This window comes from Paenibacillus sp. BR1-192 (assembly GCF_029542445.1).
GTDB lineage: Bacteria > Bacillota > Bacilli > Paenibacillales > Paenibacillaceae > Paenibacillus_AQ > Paenibacillus_AQ lautus_A.
Genome location: NZ_CP120718.1, coordinates 4,482,451 through 4,499,226 on the forward strand (window position 1 = coordinate 4,482,451; position 16,776 = coordinate 4,499,226).

The window sequence follows — 16,776 nt, forward strand, 5'->3', positions numbered from 1 at the left end:
GTCCCTATTCAATTCGGGACTCAGACACGAAACTCCTTCTGGCATGCAATCGGTCGGCATCTTAGCGGCTCTCTCGTCTCCCATGGCGGCTTGCCCCTCCTAACGTAAACTAAACGCAGGAAGCGGACCAAGAATGACTTCTTGATCCGCTCCGCTTAACTTTCGCATGCGCTTCAAAACCGGTGCCCCATGCTAGCGATACCACTGGGCCTGCTTATTGAACATCTCGGCATAATGGGCTCCCTGTCCGATTAATTCCTCATGTTTTCCCTCTTCAACGATTCTCCCTTCCTTGAGGACGAGAATGCGGTCCGCATGTCTGCAGCTTCCCAATCGGTGCGATATGAAGATGGCGGTTTTGCCTTCGGTCATGGACATCAGGCTCTCAAATATCGCGGATTCCGTAAGCGGGTCTACGGCCGCCGTCGGCTCGTCCAGATAGATCACTTCGAATTCCCGATAGAACGCCCGGGCGATCGCGACCTTCTGCCATTGGCCCTGAGACAGTTCGCGCCCGCCGGAGAAGCGCGTACCCAGCTGGGTTGCTACTCCGTCCGGCAGCGAATCTACTAGCGGGGTCATCGCGGCCTTCTCCATGGCATGATTCAATCGGCGATGGGCTTGCCGGTCGTCCGGATCATGCTCACGCAGCGCAATGTTAGCCTCAAGGGTCCATTCATATCGATAAAAATCCTGGAACACCGCCGTTACTTTGCTGCGGAAGCTGACGGTATCATAATCCTGGATCGGGATGCCGCCATAGCGCACAACGCCATGCGTCGGTTCATACAAGCCTAGCATGATTTTTACGAGCGTGCTCTTCCCCGCACCGTTCTCCCCGACAATGGCAACCTTTTCTCCGGGCTTGATACGAATCGTCAAATCGTCAAGCACAGGCTTATCTTGATTCGGATAGCAAAAGGTAACGCGATCGACTTCGATTCCTTCCCGCAAAGGCGTGGTCATCGGCAGAGCTTTTTCCGGCTGCGGAACCGGCGTATCCAGAAATTCGAACAATTCGTGGATAAACAGACCGTCATGATAGATTTGCCCGATGTTCTGACTGATGTTCTGGATGGAATATCGCGTGTCCTGGACCGCTTGATAGAGGGCGACATAACTGCCGATGGTTAGTTTGAGGCGTGAGCCGAGCCAGACGAACACGGCTAAAATGCTAAAAGAACAAATCGTCACCGCCCCTTCCACGATCAGGCGATTCTTCATGTTTTTCCGCTCGACGCCCAGCATTTCATACGTATTTTTGAAATAGATGCCCCGCCATTTGTTCAATAAATAATCTTTGACATGAAACAGCCGGATTTCCTTGGCCGCTTCCTTCGTCTGCAGCAGTTGGTTCATGTAGGCCGCCATACGGGACGAAGCCGTCTGCTGATGAATGACCACGAAGCGGGAAGCCCCCTCTTTCTTCTGGATGATCAACAGCGGAACGATCAGAAGCAGCATAACGACAGGCAATATGTAATGAAAGCTGAACAAGAGCACGAGCAAACCCGTCAACGTGATGAGGTTCTGAATAATCGAGAACATGTAAAACACCATGTTAATTCCGCATATATTCAGATTGCGAAGAGCACGCTGCAGCTTGTCGTAGCTTTCCGGAGATTCAAAGAATACGAACGGAAGCTTGCTTAGCTTCTCCGACACTTGGAGATTAAACCAGTAGGATACATAAGCATTCATCTTTCGCTCGGTATACTTTTGAAGAGATGCTAGCACGAGGCCAATCAGAATGACCGCCATCTGGAGTAACAGCCAATACAATGCTTGGTATGGAGCTTGATCCCGAATCAACACGCCGGTAACGTCGTCTATGACTTGAGCCGTAATATAAATCTGGGCAACGGGCAAAAAGGCCTGCATTAAATAAATCATGGTCGATCTGGTGAACATCCGCGGAGAGACGCGGTACACCTGCTTCATAACCTCGAACATCAGGTTCGCATATTTCATGTTGTATAACCTTGAGCCTCCTTCGTCGCTAAGCCGATTTGTTTAGGGCTGAAGGTTTAGCATGAGGAAGCTGGTTGATCATTTGTTCTAAATGATGCAAATAATTCGTGACGCTCTTGTTGATGACGAGCTGCTCCTCGGACAGGTAGAACGCCAACGGAAACCGGTTCACTCTAAACGAATCGATCATAGCCCGGTCTGCCCACACGACCTGCATATCGGTTAACTCATTGGCAACCGCCATTTCTGCGGCCTCATCCGCATCCTGGGCATATAGGAATAGCGTGACCGAAAGATCCGGATGCGAAGCCATAAACGCTTTGATGGCCCCGTACGTTTCTTTGCAGGCATTGCAATGGTTCATCGTGAACAATAGAATTTTGGGCTTGCCGTCGTACAAATTCACGGTATCACCGGCCATGCTCGTATAGGCTGCCCGAGGAATCTGCATGCCAAGCTCGAGCCCTTCCTTCGGAACCGCAGGCATCTCGTGCCCGGTCACGACTGTCTGCGGCTTCAACTTCAACTCCCGAACCTGACGGTACAGTTTGAACACGAAGAAAGCCAAGCTGAATATCAAGCCATACTGAATCACGAGCACGGTCGTAATCAAATTCATGGATTCGTTCCCTCCTTCGCCTGTAATGAATCAAGAGTATACGCATTCACCGCCACCAACGAAATAACGGCAATGCCGCCGGCCGACAGCATAGTAAGAACCGCTTCTTGGGCCGGCATGAGGAAGAGATTCACGGGTTCGGACAAAAGCCAAATTAGCGCATTCAATATACCTAAGCATGCAATCCTAACGACCGTATTCAAGCCGAGGGCCTCACTAGACCATGAGCCAAAGCAGCTGCATTGGATCTCCTGATTCTGCACCACCCTGGCTTGATAAACGGCGTATCCGAACCCTGCCAGCAAAGTAAAAATCGCGATCTGCGCAGCGGCTCTGCTCCAGGAAAACAATAAACCCGCCCCGGCTGCAATCTCAGCGGCGCAAATGAGAACAGGTACAATCCGTAAGCGGCCTGCAGGCATCTGCAACCGTTCGATCGTCGTCCTGAAATCCGCTAACGATAACAGTTTCGACACTCCCGAAAACACAAACACCAAGGTCAGAAACAAAAGGCAAAGCGCGCTCATGGACATGGTTCATTCTCCTTCCCGACAACCAAGGGGACCAAGCCCCCATTCGATGACTTTGATATCTTGCTTGGACTGCACCTTGCCGTTTTTCTTCGCTGTTCACCCGTTCACGATCATACTGCAATGGACCCAAAACCATTTTCGACCCCTCACTCTTCAACCGTAATAGGAAGCCGCATGCCCTGCGTGAAATATAAACAGCGGAACAAGAAGTTCCGCTGTTTATAAGTGATAGGTTCATGCGTTCACAAAAAAATTAACAGCCGCAAGTATATCTCTCTTCGGAACCGTTGCCGCAGTCCCATACTTCAAGACGAACGCCGAATTTGTCGCGTCCGCATTGCTCCGTAGTGTTACAGGAAGTATGACGAAGAATGCACATTAATGCTCACCTCCTTTCAAGTCATGAAGTTCATCCATTTATATGAAAGGTGTTGCTATGCAAAAAGCTTTGGAGTGTGTTGAACGCTGGCTGTAGGGATCTTCCAATTTTTTATGCCGAGTCGTTTGTAAGCGGGTTCAATTTCTGAGGGGTGTAAGTGGTTTATGCTAACTAGCTGGCTTGCAGGATAATTTTAATATACTATATTTATCATTTCTTACAAGGATAATATCTTATAGTAAAATAATAGAATATTATCCCTTATTAAAGAAATTACATACACAAAAGGCCGCCCCATTTTGTTAATCGGGGCAGCCCTTTGCTTACCAATTTAACTGATGATCGTAATGACCGGCGCCGAAATGGTAGGCTGTGTCGTGATGGCGGAGGCCGTATTCGTGAAGCTGGCAATTTCCAACAGTACCGGTATTCCCGCCGGGACATCCGTCGTATCGAGCACCAAGCTGGCGGTTGTCAAAGTCGATAACGCAAGCTGCTGCAGCATCCCATTAATATACACATTAAAGTATTCAGTGCCTGTCAACGCGGGAAATGCCGTCACGGGTGCTTCGGCATCATCGATGAAACTCGTGGCCGGCATGGTAATCGAGTCTGCACCAATCATCGCTTCGTCGACCAGCGCAAAATAACGGGTTACGGTTGGCGTTACCGTCGTGGTGATCGTGCCGCCGGTTGCAACGGGAACCGATGCGACCGCGGTAATGATAGGTTTAATAACTGGCATGATCTTCACTCCTCTCTTGTCTTAGATAGAAAAAATATGGCTGTGCCACATTATCATTAAATGATAGATTCTGAGATTTGGTTCTGACATTCTCCCTATTTTAGTGAAAATGTACAATTAACAACCAAAATTCCGGTCAATATATAACTGAAGAAAGGATAAATGTCCACTCGAGTCCTTCCCCGATAACATAAACTAAGTACAGACATTCATCCGGGGGAGGAGGGATAAGACTGAAAACTCCCGTGATCAAGCGGAAACGATATCAAATTCTAAAAACTGCAGGACCTCGAAAACGCAAGACCTGCAAGAAGCGAAGATACAAACGAGTCGTGTCAACAGGCAAACGAAAATGGAGATGCAACCCCAGATCCACTCATCGGACCACCCCGTCAGCTGTCCAGCATAGACGTCAAGTGGGACGCCGTCCAAAAGACTTCGTATCGACACTCGTACCTCAAGTCCCTCAAGGCGTTCCTGGCAACCCGGGCTTGGTGGGGCCGGCGGGGCCTCCAGGACCCCAGGGCGTTCACGGCACCCCTGGCTCGGAGGGGCCGGCGGGCATTCCCGAACCGGTGGGGCCCCAAGGCCCTCAGGGCGCTCCAGGCACTCCAGGTGTGGAGGGGCCGGCGGGCATTCCCGGACCGATGGGACCCCAAGGTCCTCAGGGCGCTCCAGGCAACCCTGGCATGGAGGGGCCGGCGGGCATTCCCGGACCGATGGGACCCCAAGGCCCTCAAGGCGTTCCAGGCAACCCTGGCATGGAGGGGCCGGCGGGCATTCCCGGACCGGTGGGACCCCAAGGTCCTCAAGGCGCTCCAGGCACTCCAGGTATGGAGGGACCGGTGGGCATTCCCGGACCGATGGGACCCCAAGGTCCTCAAGGCGTTCCAGGCACTCCAGGTATGGAGGGACCGGCGGGCATTCCCGGACCGATGGGACCCCAAGGTCCTCAAGGCGTTCCAGGCACTCCAGGTATGGAGGGGCCGGCTGGAATCCAGGGGCCCACGGGGCCGCAAGGCCCTCAAGGAATCCCCGGAAGCGTCATCGTGCCGGAGATTAACGTGCTGCCGACCACGCTTCGCTATTTTTACGTATTGATGTCCGAGGTTAATTTGGATGATCCCTTCGTCATATCTGCCGGACAATTTACGGATGACGACGGTAACCAGGCATTCCAGAGCATTATGGTAGGTCCGAACAGCTCCTCGACCGTTTATATCAACGGCATGATTCAGGAAGGCCGTATCTACACCATCACTTCGGAGGCACTAACCTTATATTCTCCCGGCGATGTGCTTCTGGCCGGAACGCCCATCTTGCTGGAGGTGCTGTATCTCACCGTTCAGGTGGTAGCTTGAACGGTGAGCAAAATACCCCGCTGCGGCGGGCAGCAAGGTTCGCGCAAAAAGACATCTGCCGCAAGGAAGATGTCTTCTTTCTCTGCTTCTTAATATGATACCGAAATAAACGGTCCCCTCTCTTTCATCTTATCGAATTCGACTATTCGGCCCGGCTATCGATGACTTCATAATCAAACCAGTCGAACAGCGCAGGGGTTGTTCCATTGTCGCCGAATGCATACATAGCAATCATTAACCCTGTAAATCCGCCGGCTACTTCCGTCGTAAGCAGATGGGTTTCACCTGATCCCATATTCAGGACCTCTGATGAACTTTGTCCCATGGAGAATCGGAAATGCTCGGGCATTGCTTCGATTCGTAACACGACAGGCCCCTCCGGACATCGACTGGTTTGTTCTACGCTAAGCGACCCCACGGTACGTCTGAATACGATCGTTTTTTCCCCGTTTATAAGCTTTACGGCCAGATCATAATGATACCTTTCATTCATAAATACGGTTAATCCCGCTTCTTCTCCCTCGTTTGCAGGCTCAAAGTCCAGAGCAGCGGATATATTGCAAGAAAAGTGCCTTAATCGTCGCCCGCACGTCCTTCAATAAGCATTTTCCATCAGATAATTGTCTTCTTACGCCCATTCATGAAACCAATCCTCTTCTGTTGGCGTACTAAAAGAAAGCACTCACGCTGGTAAACGATCGTATATTTCCTAGTACTGCTATCCAAATCAGCATCAGGTGAAAGGTGTTTTTATTCGTAAACGCTATATAAAAATTATTTGAAAGAAGGAATATCATATGATTATGACAACAACATCTACCATTGAAGGTTACCCGGTTAAAAGGTATATCGGCATTGTGAACGGCGAAGTCATTATGGGCGCTAATGTAGTGAGGGACTTTATGGCCTCCATTACCGATTTTGTTGGTGGGCGCTCGGGAGCCTACGAGAACAAGCTGCAGGAAGCAAGGGATGTAGCGTTTGCCGAGATGAAAGACAAGGCTGAGCGAATGGGGGCCAACGCTATCGTAGCGGTGGACATCGACTATGAGGTCATTCGTGAGGGAATGCTGATGGTGGCCGTCAGCGGTACAGCTGTGGTGGTATAACCAGTACAGTGACGAACGACGCCAATCAGCCAGTTATCGGCTTATTGCAGTTTGATGAAGCCACGACCAGTCAGACCGATTACGGTCTGACTGGCGCTGTTTTCTCCATCAACCATTGGCATGAAACCGACCCGTCCGTTTCCATCTGAGTAAATTTCCATTTTCAACCGCCTGTGCGGATTTAGTTTTTTGGCTGTGCCTCAAACCACTTCAGGAAAGCATCAGCAATCACCGCTCCTGCTTGGCCGTTCGGATGCGGATCATCGGAAGAGCTCATATACTTCGGCTCGATCCGATGTTCCTCCGGAGCAGGGCAGGACAGAATATCTGCGATATCGAACACGGCGTCCACGCCTTCCGGAGGGCGGGTGCGAATCGCTTCGTTGACGGTACGCCATACCGCTTCCCTGTCTCCCATAAAATTGAACGGGGGTACTGTAAAGAGAATGATTCGAGCTTTTGTTCCATCTCCCCTCTGTTTCAAACGCTTTACAATCGCTGATAAATCATCCAGCAGTTCCCGGGAGCTTCTCGCTCCGATATCGATATCGTTTACCCCAAGCGCTATAACAACAATATCTCCTTCGGCTGCCTTCGCTAGCCACGGACCGTCTGCCGAGGCATCATATGCCCTTGCCCAGCCGGAACCGATATTCCATACGCTGTAGTCCTGCCCGAGGCCATCCGCAATGCGGGACACCCAGTACTGGTAGCCGTCTTTCGCGGTTCTTACGCCTTGTGTAATAGAGTCCCCTAGGAAGATCATCCGCTGCTTGACCGATCTGGCATACCCGGCAAATGCAGGCATGACCAAGCGGCTCGCTGCCGGGACGAACGCTGCTCCAAACTCGTCATCCGCCTTATTCCCTTCAGCTTCATAAGCCGTTACAAGCAGCCCCTCCGTATTGTATGGCACCGTTTTACCTGATGAAAGCGTCGTTATCGTCCACGTGAACGTCAAATCATGTCCCTTGGGCAGTTCGATCTGCAACGGATCGCTCCAAAACGTCTCGCCGGGAGCTACCGTTTTACCCGGATTCCCGTCAAACATAACCTGCACGCTTGTCCCAGGCACAACCCGCCCATCCCGACCGATGCCGCCATCGGCAGCATAAGCCGCTTCAATCCGCCATGCTCCCCCTGGCATACTCCCTTTGGCCACCGAGCCCACATCCCACGTGGAATCTACCGAGTTGCTGTGCCAGAATCTCAGCTCAAGCTGCCCGGACTCTCTCGGTTTGATATAGGTACGATAGGTGCGCGTCATTACATTGTCTTGCTCCATAATATAATTGGTTGCCGTTGATACGACCGATAAAGATGCGTATGTTCCTCTCACAATATCTCACCTTCATTTTTATGATGGTATGTATTTGCCAGAATCATCTTGGCGTCTTTCTTTCCCGCTGTGTTCCTGCGTTGCCTGTTCCCCTCCATTGACTTGATCATCATAAACACCAGCTGAGGTTATCTGGCCTAATGCTCATTGTAGTTCAATCCGGCGGTGTTGTGTTTATTTTTTACGCATGATGATGAAAACCGCTTGGACCATTGGAAACCGAAAAAAAGACCGCCGCAGCGATCTCTTCTTTAACACTTGCATCGGTTAGTCTAAACGACTACGCCCTTTTTAAGGATAACATTGGCATACAGCGCTTGTTCGCCCGTCGACACGATGGCATACGCATTCTTGGCGCGTTCATAGAACGAGAAGCGCTCCATCTCGTCGAAATCAACCGGAACGGCGTGAAACTGCTGCACGATCTTGCGATAATCCTCCCAGATCGGCGTTTCCACGGTATCTCCGGGGGTGACGGCCATCAGCGCTACCGGGGATTCGACGTACGTATCCAGCGGAAATAACGGCAATATGGCGTTTAATAACGCAGGGATTCCGTGGCCGTCTGCCCGGACCAACCGCCGGGCGTGACTGGCTGCAGGGAAATTGGCGTCGCCGAGAACGATTTCATCCGCGTGCCCCATCTCCATAAGTATTTTCAGCAGCTCAGGCGAGAGCGAATGAGATATGCCTTTTAGCATGGAACGACATCCTTCTTTATCAGATTTTGAAGCAAGATGAGAATCTGAGCCAGGGAGCTGTCAGTCCCTGAACGCTCTCATGATCACGGCTGTGCCTGCTGCTGTCCGATCAAGGACTTGTAACGCCGGAACGCCGCCTCCCAATCCTCACTGGATTCGGGTTCATACCAGGCCAGCGGAAAAGACCGCTTCACGAGCTCGACTCCCTCTTCCCTGCTGCGCAGCGTGCCATTGGCCACAAATTGAACCAGCATGTTCCCGATGGCGCTGGCTTCGACCGGACCGGCCCATACCGTACGGCCCATGGCATTCGCCGTGTACCGGCATAACAGCTCGTTTTGAATGCCGCCGCCAACCATATGAAGCCCATCGTACGCTTGCCCTGTCAGGACTTCCATCCGTTCAAGCACTTCCCGGTATCTTAGGGCCAGGCTTTGCAGTATGCACTGGACATACTCACCGGCGCTTTGCGGAACGGGCTGCCCGGTCTCCAGGCAATAATCCCGAATTTCAGCCGTCATATCGGCCGGATTCATGAAGCGCAGATCATCGGGATGGATGAGGCTGCGGAAAGGCTCCGCGTCCTCCGCGAGCTCAATCAGCTCTGCATAAGAATACTTCAGTCCCTGATTCTCCCACTGCCGCTTGCACTCCTGAAGAATCCAGAGGCCCATGATATTCTTCAGCAATTGAAAGGATTGATAAGCCCCACCCTCATTGGAGAAGTCTTCTTCCAGCACGTCCGGGTGAACGAGCGGCTCCGGCAGCTCGGTTCCGAGAAGCGACCAGGTCCCGCATACGAGATAAGCAAACCTGACGGCGTTCGCCGGAACGGCCACCACGGCGGATTCCGTATCGTGCGACGCCACGGCAATCGCTTCGATCGCCGGAACGCCAAGCTCTTGCGCCACGGCATCCTGCAGCCTGCCAATCACGCTTCCCGGCTGTACGGGTTCAAGGAACAAGGACGAGGGAAGTCCCAGCTCATCCATTAACCGTTCATTCCACTTGCCTTCCGTAACATGATACAGCTGGGTCGTGGTTGCCATGGTGAACTCGCATGCTTGAACCCCTGTAAGAAAATAATTCAGGAGATCCGGCGTGAGCAGGAACTTGTCCGCGATATCCAGCATCGGCGACTTCGCCTTAAGCATCGCATTCAATTGGAAGATGGTGTTGAACGGCATGAATTGCAGGCCGCTTTCTTGAAACAGCCGCTCTCTGCCAACCTGCTTGCAGGTTTCCTCCACCATGCCTTCCGTCCGGAGGTCCCGATAATGATAAGGCACTCCGATGAGCTCCCCGTTTCGGTCAATCAGTCCATAATCGACGCCCCACGAATCGATGCCATAGCTGACCGGCCGATAACCGTCCTGAAACGCTTTACGGATGCCGTGCTTGACCTCCTGGAGCAGCATCGGGAAGTTCCAGTGCAGATGATCTCCCATCTGAACAGGGGTATTGGCAAAACGATGAATCTCCGTAATCTTCAGTATGCCGGGGGAGTCATGATCAGAAGCGGTGATTTCGCCCAGCAGCGCCCGGCCGCTGCTGGCCCCCAAGTCAAACGCAAGCACCGCAGATGAATTGCTCATACGCCGCATCCTTTCTCACCTTAAGTACGATACCGATTCAAATTTCAACGACCCGAGATCCGAACCTTAACTCGACATTTATTTCATCTTCTGCAGAAGCTGAATCCGATAATCCTCGCTCTCCAGAGCAGCAATATCGTCTACTTCCTGATCTGTCAGCGGCACCGGCGTGCCGGCCGCCTTGGCGCTCAGGTAAATTTTGGCGCTTTCTTCAACCACTTGGGTCCGGTAGTACGCTTCGCGCAGATTCCGGCCGGTTGTGACCAGTCCATGATTACCCAGCAGTATGGAGCTGGCCGTGGTCACTTTCTCCGCGACGGCATCTGCCAACAAATCCGTCGTTGGTATGATGTACGGGATATAAGCCGTACGGCCGACCAATGCCGCCTGATCGGGGAACATCACCGGCAGCTCCTGTTCCACCAGCGTAAAGGCAATGCAATGGGACGGGTGCGTATGCACCATGGCCCCGATGTCAGGGTTGCTGCGGTATCCGTACAGGTGCATCAGCACTTCGGAGGAAGGCCGCAGTCCAATATCGGTAATATCGCCCGTCGGGATATCCACTTCGATCCATTGCTCCGGCTCGATCTCCTCCAGCGCGAAACCGCTCGGGGACAAATACATTTTGTCCCCTGCCCTGGCGCTGATGTTCCCTCCAGGCCCTACAACGAGTCCGCTGTCGACGATTTTTTTGGCATATTTGCAGAGCTCGTTTCTCGTTTCTACATTCAGCATGATTCGCTCTCCTCTCGAATGACCTTATTTATATAGAGGACCGAAGTTCTGGCAAGCGCGGAAATCGGCGCTTTCCGGATCGGACGTTCCAAACATGCCCCATGCACGCGGGCGGAACACCTCGTTAGCGGGCACATTATGCATGTTGACCGGAATTCGCAGCACCGAAGCCAGGGTGATAAGATCTGCTCCGATATGTCCGTAACTGATCACGCCGTGATTGGCGCCCCACTGGTTCATGACCTCATAAACGCTGGAGAAGGCTCCCTCTCCCGTGAGGTTCGGTACGAACCAAGTCGTTGGCCATGTCGGGTCTGTACGCTTATCGAGCGTATCGTGCACCTCCGACGGCAGGTCCACGGAATAGCCTTCGGCGATTTGCAGGACGGGACCAAGTCCTTTCACCAGGTTAAGGCGGAACATCGTCATCGGCATGCCGCCGCGCGTCAGGTAGTCGGTCGAGTAGCCGCCGCCCCGGAAATACTCCAGGTTAGCCGGTCTCCACTGCGTGGCCTTGAGCGTGCGGTCAACCTCTTCATCCGTAATATCCCAGAACGGCTTCATGGCCGGTTTGCCGTCAAGCTCCTGCTCGCCCGTTCCGTCCAGTGCAGCCGAACCGGAATTGATCAAATGCAGGATGCCGTTCTCCGCCTTGCCTTCAAGCTTATAGCCGGTAACCCGTTCTACCGAAGCCGGACTCCAGTACGTCCGCACATCCGCGAAAATCTGTGCCGTATTGGTTAACAGGTATCCGAACAGCATGCCGACTCCGTTCAGGCTGTCATTCTCCGTTGCCACGATATAGGGCGAACGTCTGCCGTTCCAATCGAAGGAGGAATTGAGGATGGTCTCCAGAAAGTCTCCGTTCGGGGAGTGATCCGTCCATTGGCGCTGCCCCTGGAAGCCGGAAGCGATCGCGCTGTGGCCTTGGGCTTCCTCTTCGAAACCAAGCTCCTTCAATCGCGGATTGCCGATCATCAAATCACGGGTGATCAGCGTCATTTTGACGACGGTTTCCCATTCGAGGTCCTTGCGCTCCCGGCTGTTCTGCAGATGATCCGGATTGTTATCCGGTCCTTCCGTACAGTTCTCCTTCACCCAAGCAAGCGCCTTCTCATACTCTTCAGGATCATAGATTCCTTCTTCCAAACGGCGCGTAAACTCGCTCATATCCACATATTCGTTCCGCATGCCCAGATATTCCTGGAAGAAGCTGTCGTCCACGATCGAGCCGGCGATGCCCATCGACACGGAGCCCATGGACAAGTACGATTGTCCGCGCATATAGGCCGCAGCCAGCCCGCTCCGCGCAAAGCGCAGGAGTTTCTCTTGAACGTCATCCGGAATGCGGGTATCCCCTTCATCCTGAACGTCTTCGCCATAGATGCCGAATGCGGGAAGTCCCTTCTGCGCATGGGCCGACAAGACGGCTGCCAAATACACCGCGCCCGGACGCCCTGTTCCGTTGAAGCCCCATACCGCCTTCGGACGCGAAGGATCCGCATCCATCGTTTCCGTTCCGTAACACCAGCAAGGCGTAACGGTTATCGTCAGGCCGACCTCGGCATTCTTGAACTTCTTGGCCGCTGCGGTCGCTTCGGCAACGCCGCCGATGCAAGTATCCGCAATCACGCATTCAACCGGCTCGCCATTCGGATATTTAAGCTCTTTCGTCAGCATCTCGGCGACGGCCTTGGCCAGATTCATCGTCTGTTCCTCAAGGGATTCCCTTACCCCTCTCCGTCTGCCATCTATCGTAGGGCGAATGCCGATTTTCGGAAACCCGTCCCGCCATCTGTAATCGTTTTCAATTGTCATGTATGTCACGCCTCCCTATAAGGATTATGACATCATTGTAAGTTGATTCGGGCTCAAGGATAACCCACTATGTTGTTATATCGGTCCCCAATTTCAGCAAGACAGTGTACCTATGCGTAAACGGGTTGCAAACGATTTCGGCATCGAGGAGCAATATGCATTATAATAGGAAAAGGATGCTGCTTTCAGGAGGGACGAGACCGTGCCAAAAATCGAAATCTCGCATAGTAAAAGCGATCACTTCCGCTTCATCAAAAATCCGCAGCTGCTCTTTGCCGGCCAGGTCGTGGACGAGGACTTCTTTTATGGCCCGCCCCAAATCCACGATTTCTGCGAGATCATCTATGTGGTTGAAGGTCGCGGAGAATTCACCATAGCAGGTAAAGTATATGAGCTTCACAAAGGCGATGTCGCCATCTATAACCCCGGCATTCCCCATGAGGAGAAATCCATCACGGACGGGCCTTTCAAGGTAATCTATTGCGGCGTGGATTCGCTTCACATTGAAGGGGTGCCTCAGGGGATGCTGCTGCCGGCCTATGTCGAGCCGGTCATATCCTGCGAGAAATACGCTTATAAAGTGGAGAGCTATCTTTCCGAGATCCTCCGCGAATGCGATTCGCAGGTACTGGGATATGAAACGCTGAGCACGAACCTGCTGATGTCATTGATTACCGTGATTTATCGCATCGTGGACGTTAAACACCAATTCCAATCCTTGAAGGGCAAGAATGAAATCGCGCTGCGGACCAAGCACTTTATCGACGCCAACTACACCCAGAGCATCAGCCTCAAGGACATTGCCGATACGATGTATGTCAGCCAGCATTATTTATCCCATCTGTTCAAAAAAGAAGTCGGCGATTCCCCCTTCAATTACTTGATATCCCGCCGGATTGAAGAGGCCAAGCGCCTGCTGGCGGATTCCGAAATGCCGGTGCATGAGGTTGCTTCCCAAGTCGGCTACGGCAACGACAAGTATTTCTCGATGTTATTCAAGAAAATTACCGGTCAAACGCCAAGCTCGTTCCGGGAACAGAGCAAAATGGCCGTGGAGTGAAGGAATTTTCGTTTGTTTTCCTTTCAATAAAGCAGGCAGCCGCAATGGTACGGCTGCCTGCTTTATATATATTACAGTTATATGTCCTTCTATATCGTCAAAAGTATGGAGCATGCTTGATTTTGACGGGGCCGACCGTTTCGATCCTGCTCTGGCATCCGAGACGGTACCCCTCTTCGATTTCTTCCGGATCCAGGCGCCGTTCTTCGGCCAGATTGGGTTCGGACAGATACTCGATTCCCTCCACCACCATGCAGCGGCAGCGCGCACATGTCCCTCTTTTGCAAAAAGAGTTCCAATCCACCTCATTCCGCTCGGCCAAGTCAAGCACCGTCATGCCCAGAACAGGGGCCACGCTGCGCTGAACCTCGCGGCCCGTAAGCTCGATGATTCGGTCCGGCACGGCTTCCATTCTCTCTTCCGCTGCCGGGAGCGACGATTTCTCTCCGCTGTTCCCGCTCTTTTTGTTTTTCCAGAATTTAAACACGCCTTTATCCCCCTATGCATGTACAATCATCAGGTTATGTAGGAATTCCTTCAATTATTATACTGGAAAGTTTAAAAAATCAACATCCCTACTCTTATCGATTCTATGACATCATGCGATTGGAACTCTATGAAAATTTTGCTATACTAGCGTATGCTAGAGCAAATTCCATATTCTATGAGAATCATTCTATTATTTTATTGGGTTGGAGGGAAAACAATAGCATGCTGCATAAACCATTAGGAAAAACAGCCGTCGCTGCCGTTCTTGCCTTATCTCTGCTCGGAACCGCTCCCCATATCGGCCAGGTACAGGCTGCGCCTGACATTTCGGTAAAGCTGGATGACGTTGCGCTTACATTCGATGCAGCTCCCAGGATAGACAAAGGGGTTACTTACGTGCCGTTCCGGACGGTCGGTGAAGCGCTGGGCATTCAAATCACGTGGAACAGCAAGACGCAAACGGTGAAGGCCATTGGCGAGGTGAAAGGTCAAACGACGGAAGTGCTGCTTCAAGTCGGAAGCACGAGCGCAACCGTCAACGGTAAAAAAGTGAAGCTGGCCGCTCCCCCTGTCCAACGGGAAGGTCGCGTTCTGATTCCGCTCAGCTCGTTCAGCAGCCAATTCGGCGTCAATGTCGGCTGGAATCAGGCGACTCGCACGGTCTCCCTCGTGTCGCCGCAGCGCGAAATGCATCTAAGAGCCTTTTATGCTTTGCAATCTTTCCAAGAGCGGGATCTCGTAGCATCCATGAATTCAGTCGCCTTCGGCTGGAGCCGCATTGATCGGGAAGGTCAGTTTACGCTTCAAGGCGACGAGTATCGTCTGCCTGCGGCGGCCGGCGACGTGACTCCGCAATCGATTGTTGCGGATGCAGCGGATCGGGAGATTAAACCGTACCTTATGGTTTACGCTTTGGACGGAAACGGCGAATTAACCAAAGTCCTCAGCGACAGCAGCCTTCGCCAAAAGTCCATTGAGGGCATCACGACCGCGGTGGCGGATAACGGATTCGGCGGCGTGGTGCTTGATTTCGAAGGGCTCGGTTTTAAACTGGATGCCGCGAAGCAGCAGAAGCTGCTTAATGATTACGTCAAGCAATTGAAAGCGGCATTGCCGAGCGACATTGCTCTGTCCTTAGCCGTTCCGCCATTGAACAGCGCCTATAAAGGCTATGATTACAAGACGCTGGCCTCCCTTGCCGATGATCTCATCGTCATGGCGTATCAGTACAATCCGGTTGGCACCAAAGCCCAGGTTCCTGAACCCAACAGTCTGGTGGACCAAGCCATTCAGCAGGCACTTCAGGCAGGCGTTCCTAAGCAGAAGCTCCTGCTCGGCATCAGCTTAAGCAGCGAAACCGCCACATCCGTCGACGATAAGCTCGGCTTGGCCAAGCGCTATGGTCTGAAAGGTGCCGCCTTCTGGCGTCTGGGCTTGTTCCGTTCCTATAATAATGGCATGGAAGCCGCCGTGAATGCCTCTGTCGTAAAGGAATAATCTAGTGAATCCTTTCGCAGAATCCCAAATTATAATCTTCTATAAAAAAGAAAGCCTGACAAGATCATCTCTTGTCAGGCTTTCCGGTTATGTATCGAACTCTAAACTGCTTATTCCAATTAGCTCGCGCTTCCTACCAGTTTAGCATAGTTCTCTTGACTCAATACACGGCGCGCCGTTACATAACGCGGTTCGTAATAGGAGTCGCTAAGCTTGCTGATTCTTACGCCCTTGCTGCTGGAAGCATGCGCAAATTGTCCATCTCCAATGTAAACGCCCGCATGGGAAATGCCGCTTCCGCTTGTATTGAAGAATACCAAATCTCCGACTCTCAGGTCCTCGCGATCCACATGAACCCCGGCTTTAGCCTGACTCTGGGATGTGCGCGGAAGATCCATGTCGAAATTTCTAAACATATACAGAATAAATCCGGAGCAATCAAATCCGCTTGTCGTTGTTCCGCCCCATTTATAAGGCGTTCCTACCAATTGCTTCACTTGATGCTGAAAATTCGGTTGTTGATCAGCATAAGCTGATACGGCACCTGAAGAAAAAATAATTGCAGACCCAAGCAATGTGATGACAAATTTCTTCAAAATATGTTCTCTCCTTCGATGCCTACGGAGTTAGCTAAGGGTTCGGTTGAAGGTTCCCTATACTCTCTATGGTACAAGAATAATTCACCCAAGACGGTTCCCCCGTTTTCACAAACGAAATTCGGCAAAATTCATTAACATTTTGTAACCTTCTCTTAATATAGTATACAAGCAAGGATGCTGTCAATAATATCCTAGAAATCTATCACTATATGTTAATCAATGT

15 protein-coding genes, 1 pseudogene and 1 riboswitch are annotated in these 16,776 nt (G+C 52.0%); of the genes and pseudogenes, 4 read left to right on the plus strand and 12 right to left on the minus strand.

What is annotated here, in order from left to right; translation table 11 throughout:
• Positions 1–192: 192 nt before the first annotated feature.
• The 4 genes from P0X86_RS19930 to P0X86_RS19945 form a co-directional block, all read right to left on the minus strand.
• The gene (locus P0X86_RS19930) at positions 193–1,971 is read right to left on the minus strand and encodes an ABC transporter ATP-binding protein (protein ID WP_277746287.1); all 1,779 of its coding nucleotides are present in this window, start codon (positions 1,969–1,971) and stop codon (positions 193–195) included.
• 28 nt (positions 1,972–1,999) lie between these two features.
• Positions 2,000–2,590, minus strand: coding sequence for a hypothetical protein (locus P0X86_RS19935; protein ID WP_277746288.1), 591 nt, complete (start codon positions 2,588–2,590; stop codon positions 2,000–2,002).
• Positions 2,587–3,123, minus strand: a complete 537-nt coding sequence (locus P0X86_RS19940; RefSeq protein ID WP_277746289.1) for a MauE/DoxX family redox-associated membrane protein — start codon at positions 3,121–3,123, stop codon at positions 2,587–2,589. The genes P0X86_RS19935 and P0X86_RS19940 overlap by 4 nt, the downstream gene beginning before the upstream one ends.
• A 710-nt stretch (positions 3,124–3,833) precedes the next feature.
• The gene (locus P0X86_RS19945; protein ID WP_096774349.1) at positions 3,834–4,247 is read right to left on the minus strand and encodes a DUF4183 domain-containing protein; all 414 of its coding nucleotides are present in this window, start codon (positions 4,245–4,247) and stop codon (positions 3,834–3,836) included.
• 416 nt (positions 4,248–4,663) lie between these two features.
• Here P0X86_RS19945 and P0X86_RS19950 point away from each other — a divergent pair, with 416 nt between their 5' ends.
• The gene (locus P0X86_RS19950) at positions 4,664–5,608 is read left to right on the plus strand and encodes a DUF4183 domain-containing protein (protein ID WP_277746290.1); all 945 of its coding nucleotides are present in this window, start codon (positions 4,664–4,666) and stop codon (positions 5,606–5,608) included.
• A gap of 142 nt (positions 5,609–5,750) precedes the next feature.
• On the opposite strand, the pseudogene P0X86_RS19955 reads toward P0X86_RS19950, so the two are convergent.
• Positions 5,751–6,185, minus strand: a pseudogene (locus P0X86_RS19955) (beta-xylosidase family glycoside hydrolase); the annotation flags it as partial.
• Positions 6,186–6,405: 220 nt separating this feature from the next.
• On the opposite strand from P0X86_RS19955, the gene P0X86_RS19960 reads away from it, so the two are divergent.
• On the plus strand, positions 6,406–6,717 hold the full coding sequence (locus tag P0X86_RS19960; protein ID WP_053492862.1) for a YbjQ family protein: 312 nt from the start codon (positions 6,406–6,408) through the stop codon (positions 6,715–6,717).
• Between the two features lie 181 nt (positions 6,718–6,898).
• Here the strand turns inward: P0X86_RS19960 and P0X86_RS19965 are convergent, their stop codons facing one another.
• From P0X86_RS19965 to P0X86_RS19985, 5 genes are all read right to left on the minus strand, one after another.
• The gene (locus tag P0X86_RS19965; protein WP_277746291.1) at positions 6,899–8,056 is read right to left on the minus strand and encodes an SGNH/GDSL hydrolase family protein; all 1,158 of its coding nucleotides are present in this window, start codon (positions 8,054–8,056) and stop codon (positions 6,899–6,901) included.
• A gap of 272 nt (positions 8,057–8,328) precedes the next feature.
• Positions 8,329–8,757 (minus strand): L-fucose mutarotase, encoded by a 429-nt coding sequence (gene fucU, locus P0X86_RS19970; protein ID WP_277746292.1) that lies wholly within the window; start codon positions 8,755–8,757, stop codon positions 8,329–8,331.
• A gap of 83 nt (positions 8,758–8,840) precedes the next feature.
• A complete protein-coding gene (locus P0X86_RS19975) occupies positions 8,841–10,352 on the minus strand; it encodes a rhamnulokinase (protein WP_277746293.1) in 1,512 nt (503 codons plus the stop codon).
• A gap of 78 nt (positions 10,353–10,430) precedes the next feature.
• Entirely contained in the window at positions 10,431–11,090 is a 660-nt protein-coding gene (locus P0X86_RS19980; RefSeq protein WP_119847663.1) for a class II aldolase/adducin family protein, read from the minus strand.
• A 24-nt stretch (positions 11,091–11,114) separates the two neighbouring features.
• Positions 11,115–12,908, minus strand: coding sequence for an L-fucose isomerase (locus P0X86_RS19985; RefSeq protein ID WP_009592101.1), 1,794 nt, complete (start codon positions 12,906–12,908; stop codon positions 11,115–11,117).
• Positions 12,909–13,110: 202 nt separating this feature from the next.
• Here P0X86_RS19985 and P0X86_RS19990 point away from each other — a divergent pair, with 202 nt between their 5' ends.
• Positions 13,111–13,968 carry an AraC family transcriptional regulator gene (locus P0X86_RS19990; RefSeq protein WP_096774353.1) on the plus strand — a complete coding sequence of 286 codons (858 nt, stop codon included), beginning with the start codon at positions 13,111–13,113 and terminating at the stop codon, positions 13,966–13,968.
• Positions 13,969–14,065: 97 nt separating this feature from the next.
• On the opposite strand, the gene P0X86_RS19995 is transcribed toward P0X86_RS19990, so the two are convergent.
• Positions 14,066–14,455 (minus strand): 2Fe-2S iron-sulfur cluster-binding protein, encoded by a 390-nt coding sequence (locus tag P0X86_RS19995; protein ID WP_277746294.1) that lies wholly within the window; start codon positions 14,453–14,455, stop codon positions 14,066–14,068.
• 224 nt (positions 14,456–14,679) lie between these two features.
• Here P0X86_RS19995 and P0X86_RS20000 point away from each other — a divergent pair, with 224 nt between their 5' ends.
• A complete protein-coding gene (locus P0X86_RS20000; RefSeq protein WP_277746295.1) occupies positions 14,680–15,954 on the plus strand; it encodes a stalk domain-containing protein in 1,275 nt (424 codons plus the stop codon).
• Between the two features lie 119 nt (positions 15,955–16,073).
• Here the strand turns inward: P0X86_RS20000 and P0X86_RS20005 are convergent, their stop codons facing one another.
• Positions 16,074–16,550, minus strand: a complete 477-nt coding sequence (locus P0X86_RS20005) for a C40 family peptidase (RefSeq protein WP_015736121.1) — start codon at positions 16,548–16,550, stop codon at positions 16,074–16,076.
• A gap of 3 nt (positions 16,551–16,553) precedes the next feature.
• Positions 16,554–16,687: riboswitch (cyclic di-AMP (ydaO/yuaA leader) on the minus strand.
• Positions 16,688–16,776: the final 89 nt, after the last annotated feature.

Excerpts from the sequence above, each read along its gene's own strand:
- P0X86_RS19930 (WP_277746287.1), bottom strand. The coding sequence starts at position 1,971 with ATGAAATATGCGAACCTGATGTTCGAGGTTATGAAGCAGGTGTACCGC.
- P0X86_RS19935 (WP_277746288.1), bottom strand. The coding sequence starts at position 2,590 with ATGAATTTGATTACGACCGTGCTCGTGATTCAGTATGGCTTGATATTC.
- P0X86_RS19940 (WP_277746289.1), bottom strand. The coding sequence starts at position 3,123 with ATGTCCATGAGCGCGCTTTGCCTTTTGTTTCTGACCTTGGTGTTTGTG.
- P0X86_RS19945 (WP_096774349.1), bottom strand. The coding sequence starts at position 4,247 with ATGCCAGTTATTAAACCTATCATTACCGCGGTCGCATCGGTTCCCGTT.
- P0X86_RS19960 (WP_053492862.1), top strand. The coding sequence starts at position 6,406 with ATGATTATGACAACAACATCTACCATTGAAGGTTACCCGGTTAAAAGG.
- fucU (WP_277746292.1), bottom strand. The coding sequence starts at position 8,757 with ATGCTAAAAGGCATATCTCATTCGCTCTCGCCTGAGCTGCTGAAAATA.
- P0X86_RS19975 (WP_277746293.1), bottom strand. The coding sequence starts at position 10,352 with ATGAGCAATTCATCTGCGGTGCTTGCGTTTGACTTGGGGGCCAGCAGC.
- P0X86_RS19980 (WP_119847663.1), bottom strand. The coding sequence starts at position 11,090 with ATGCTGAATGTAGAAACGAGAAACGAGCTCTGCAAATATGCCAAAAAA.
- P0X86_RS19985 (WP_009592101.1), bottom strand. The coding sequence starts at position 12,908 with ATGACAATTGAAAACGATTACAGATGGCGGGACGGGTTTCCGAAAATC.
- P0X86_RS20000 (WP_277746295.1), top strand. The coding sequence starts at position 14,680 with ATGCTGCATAAACCATTAGGAAAAACAGCCGTCGCTGCCGTTCTTGCC.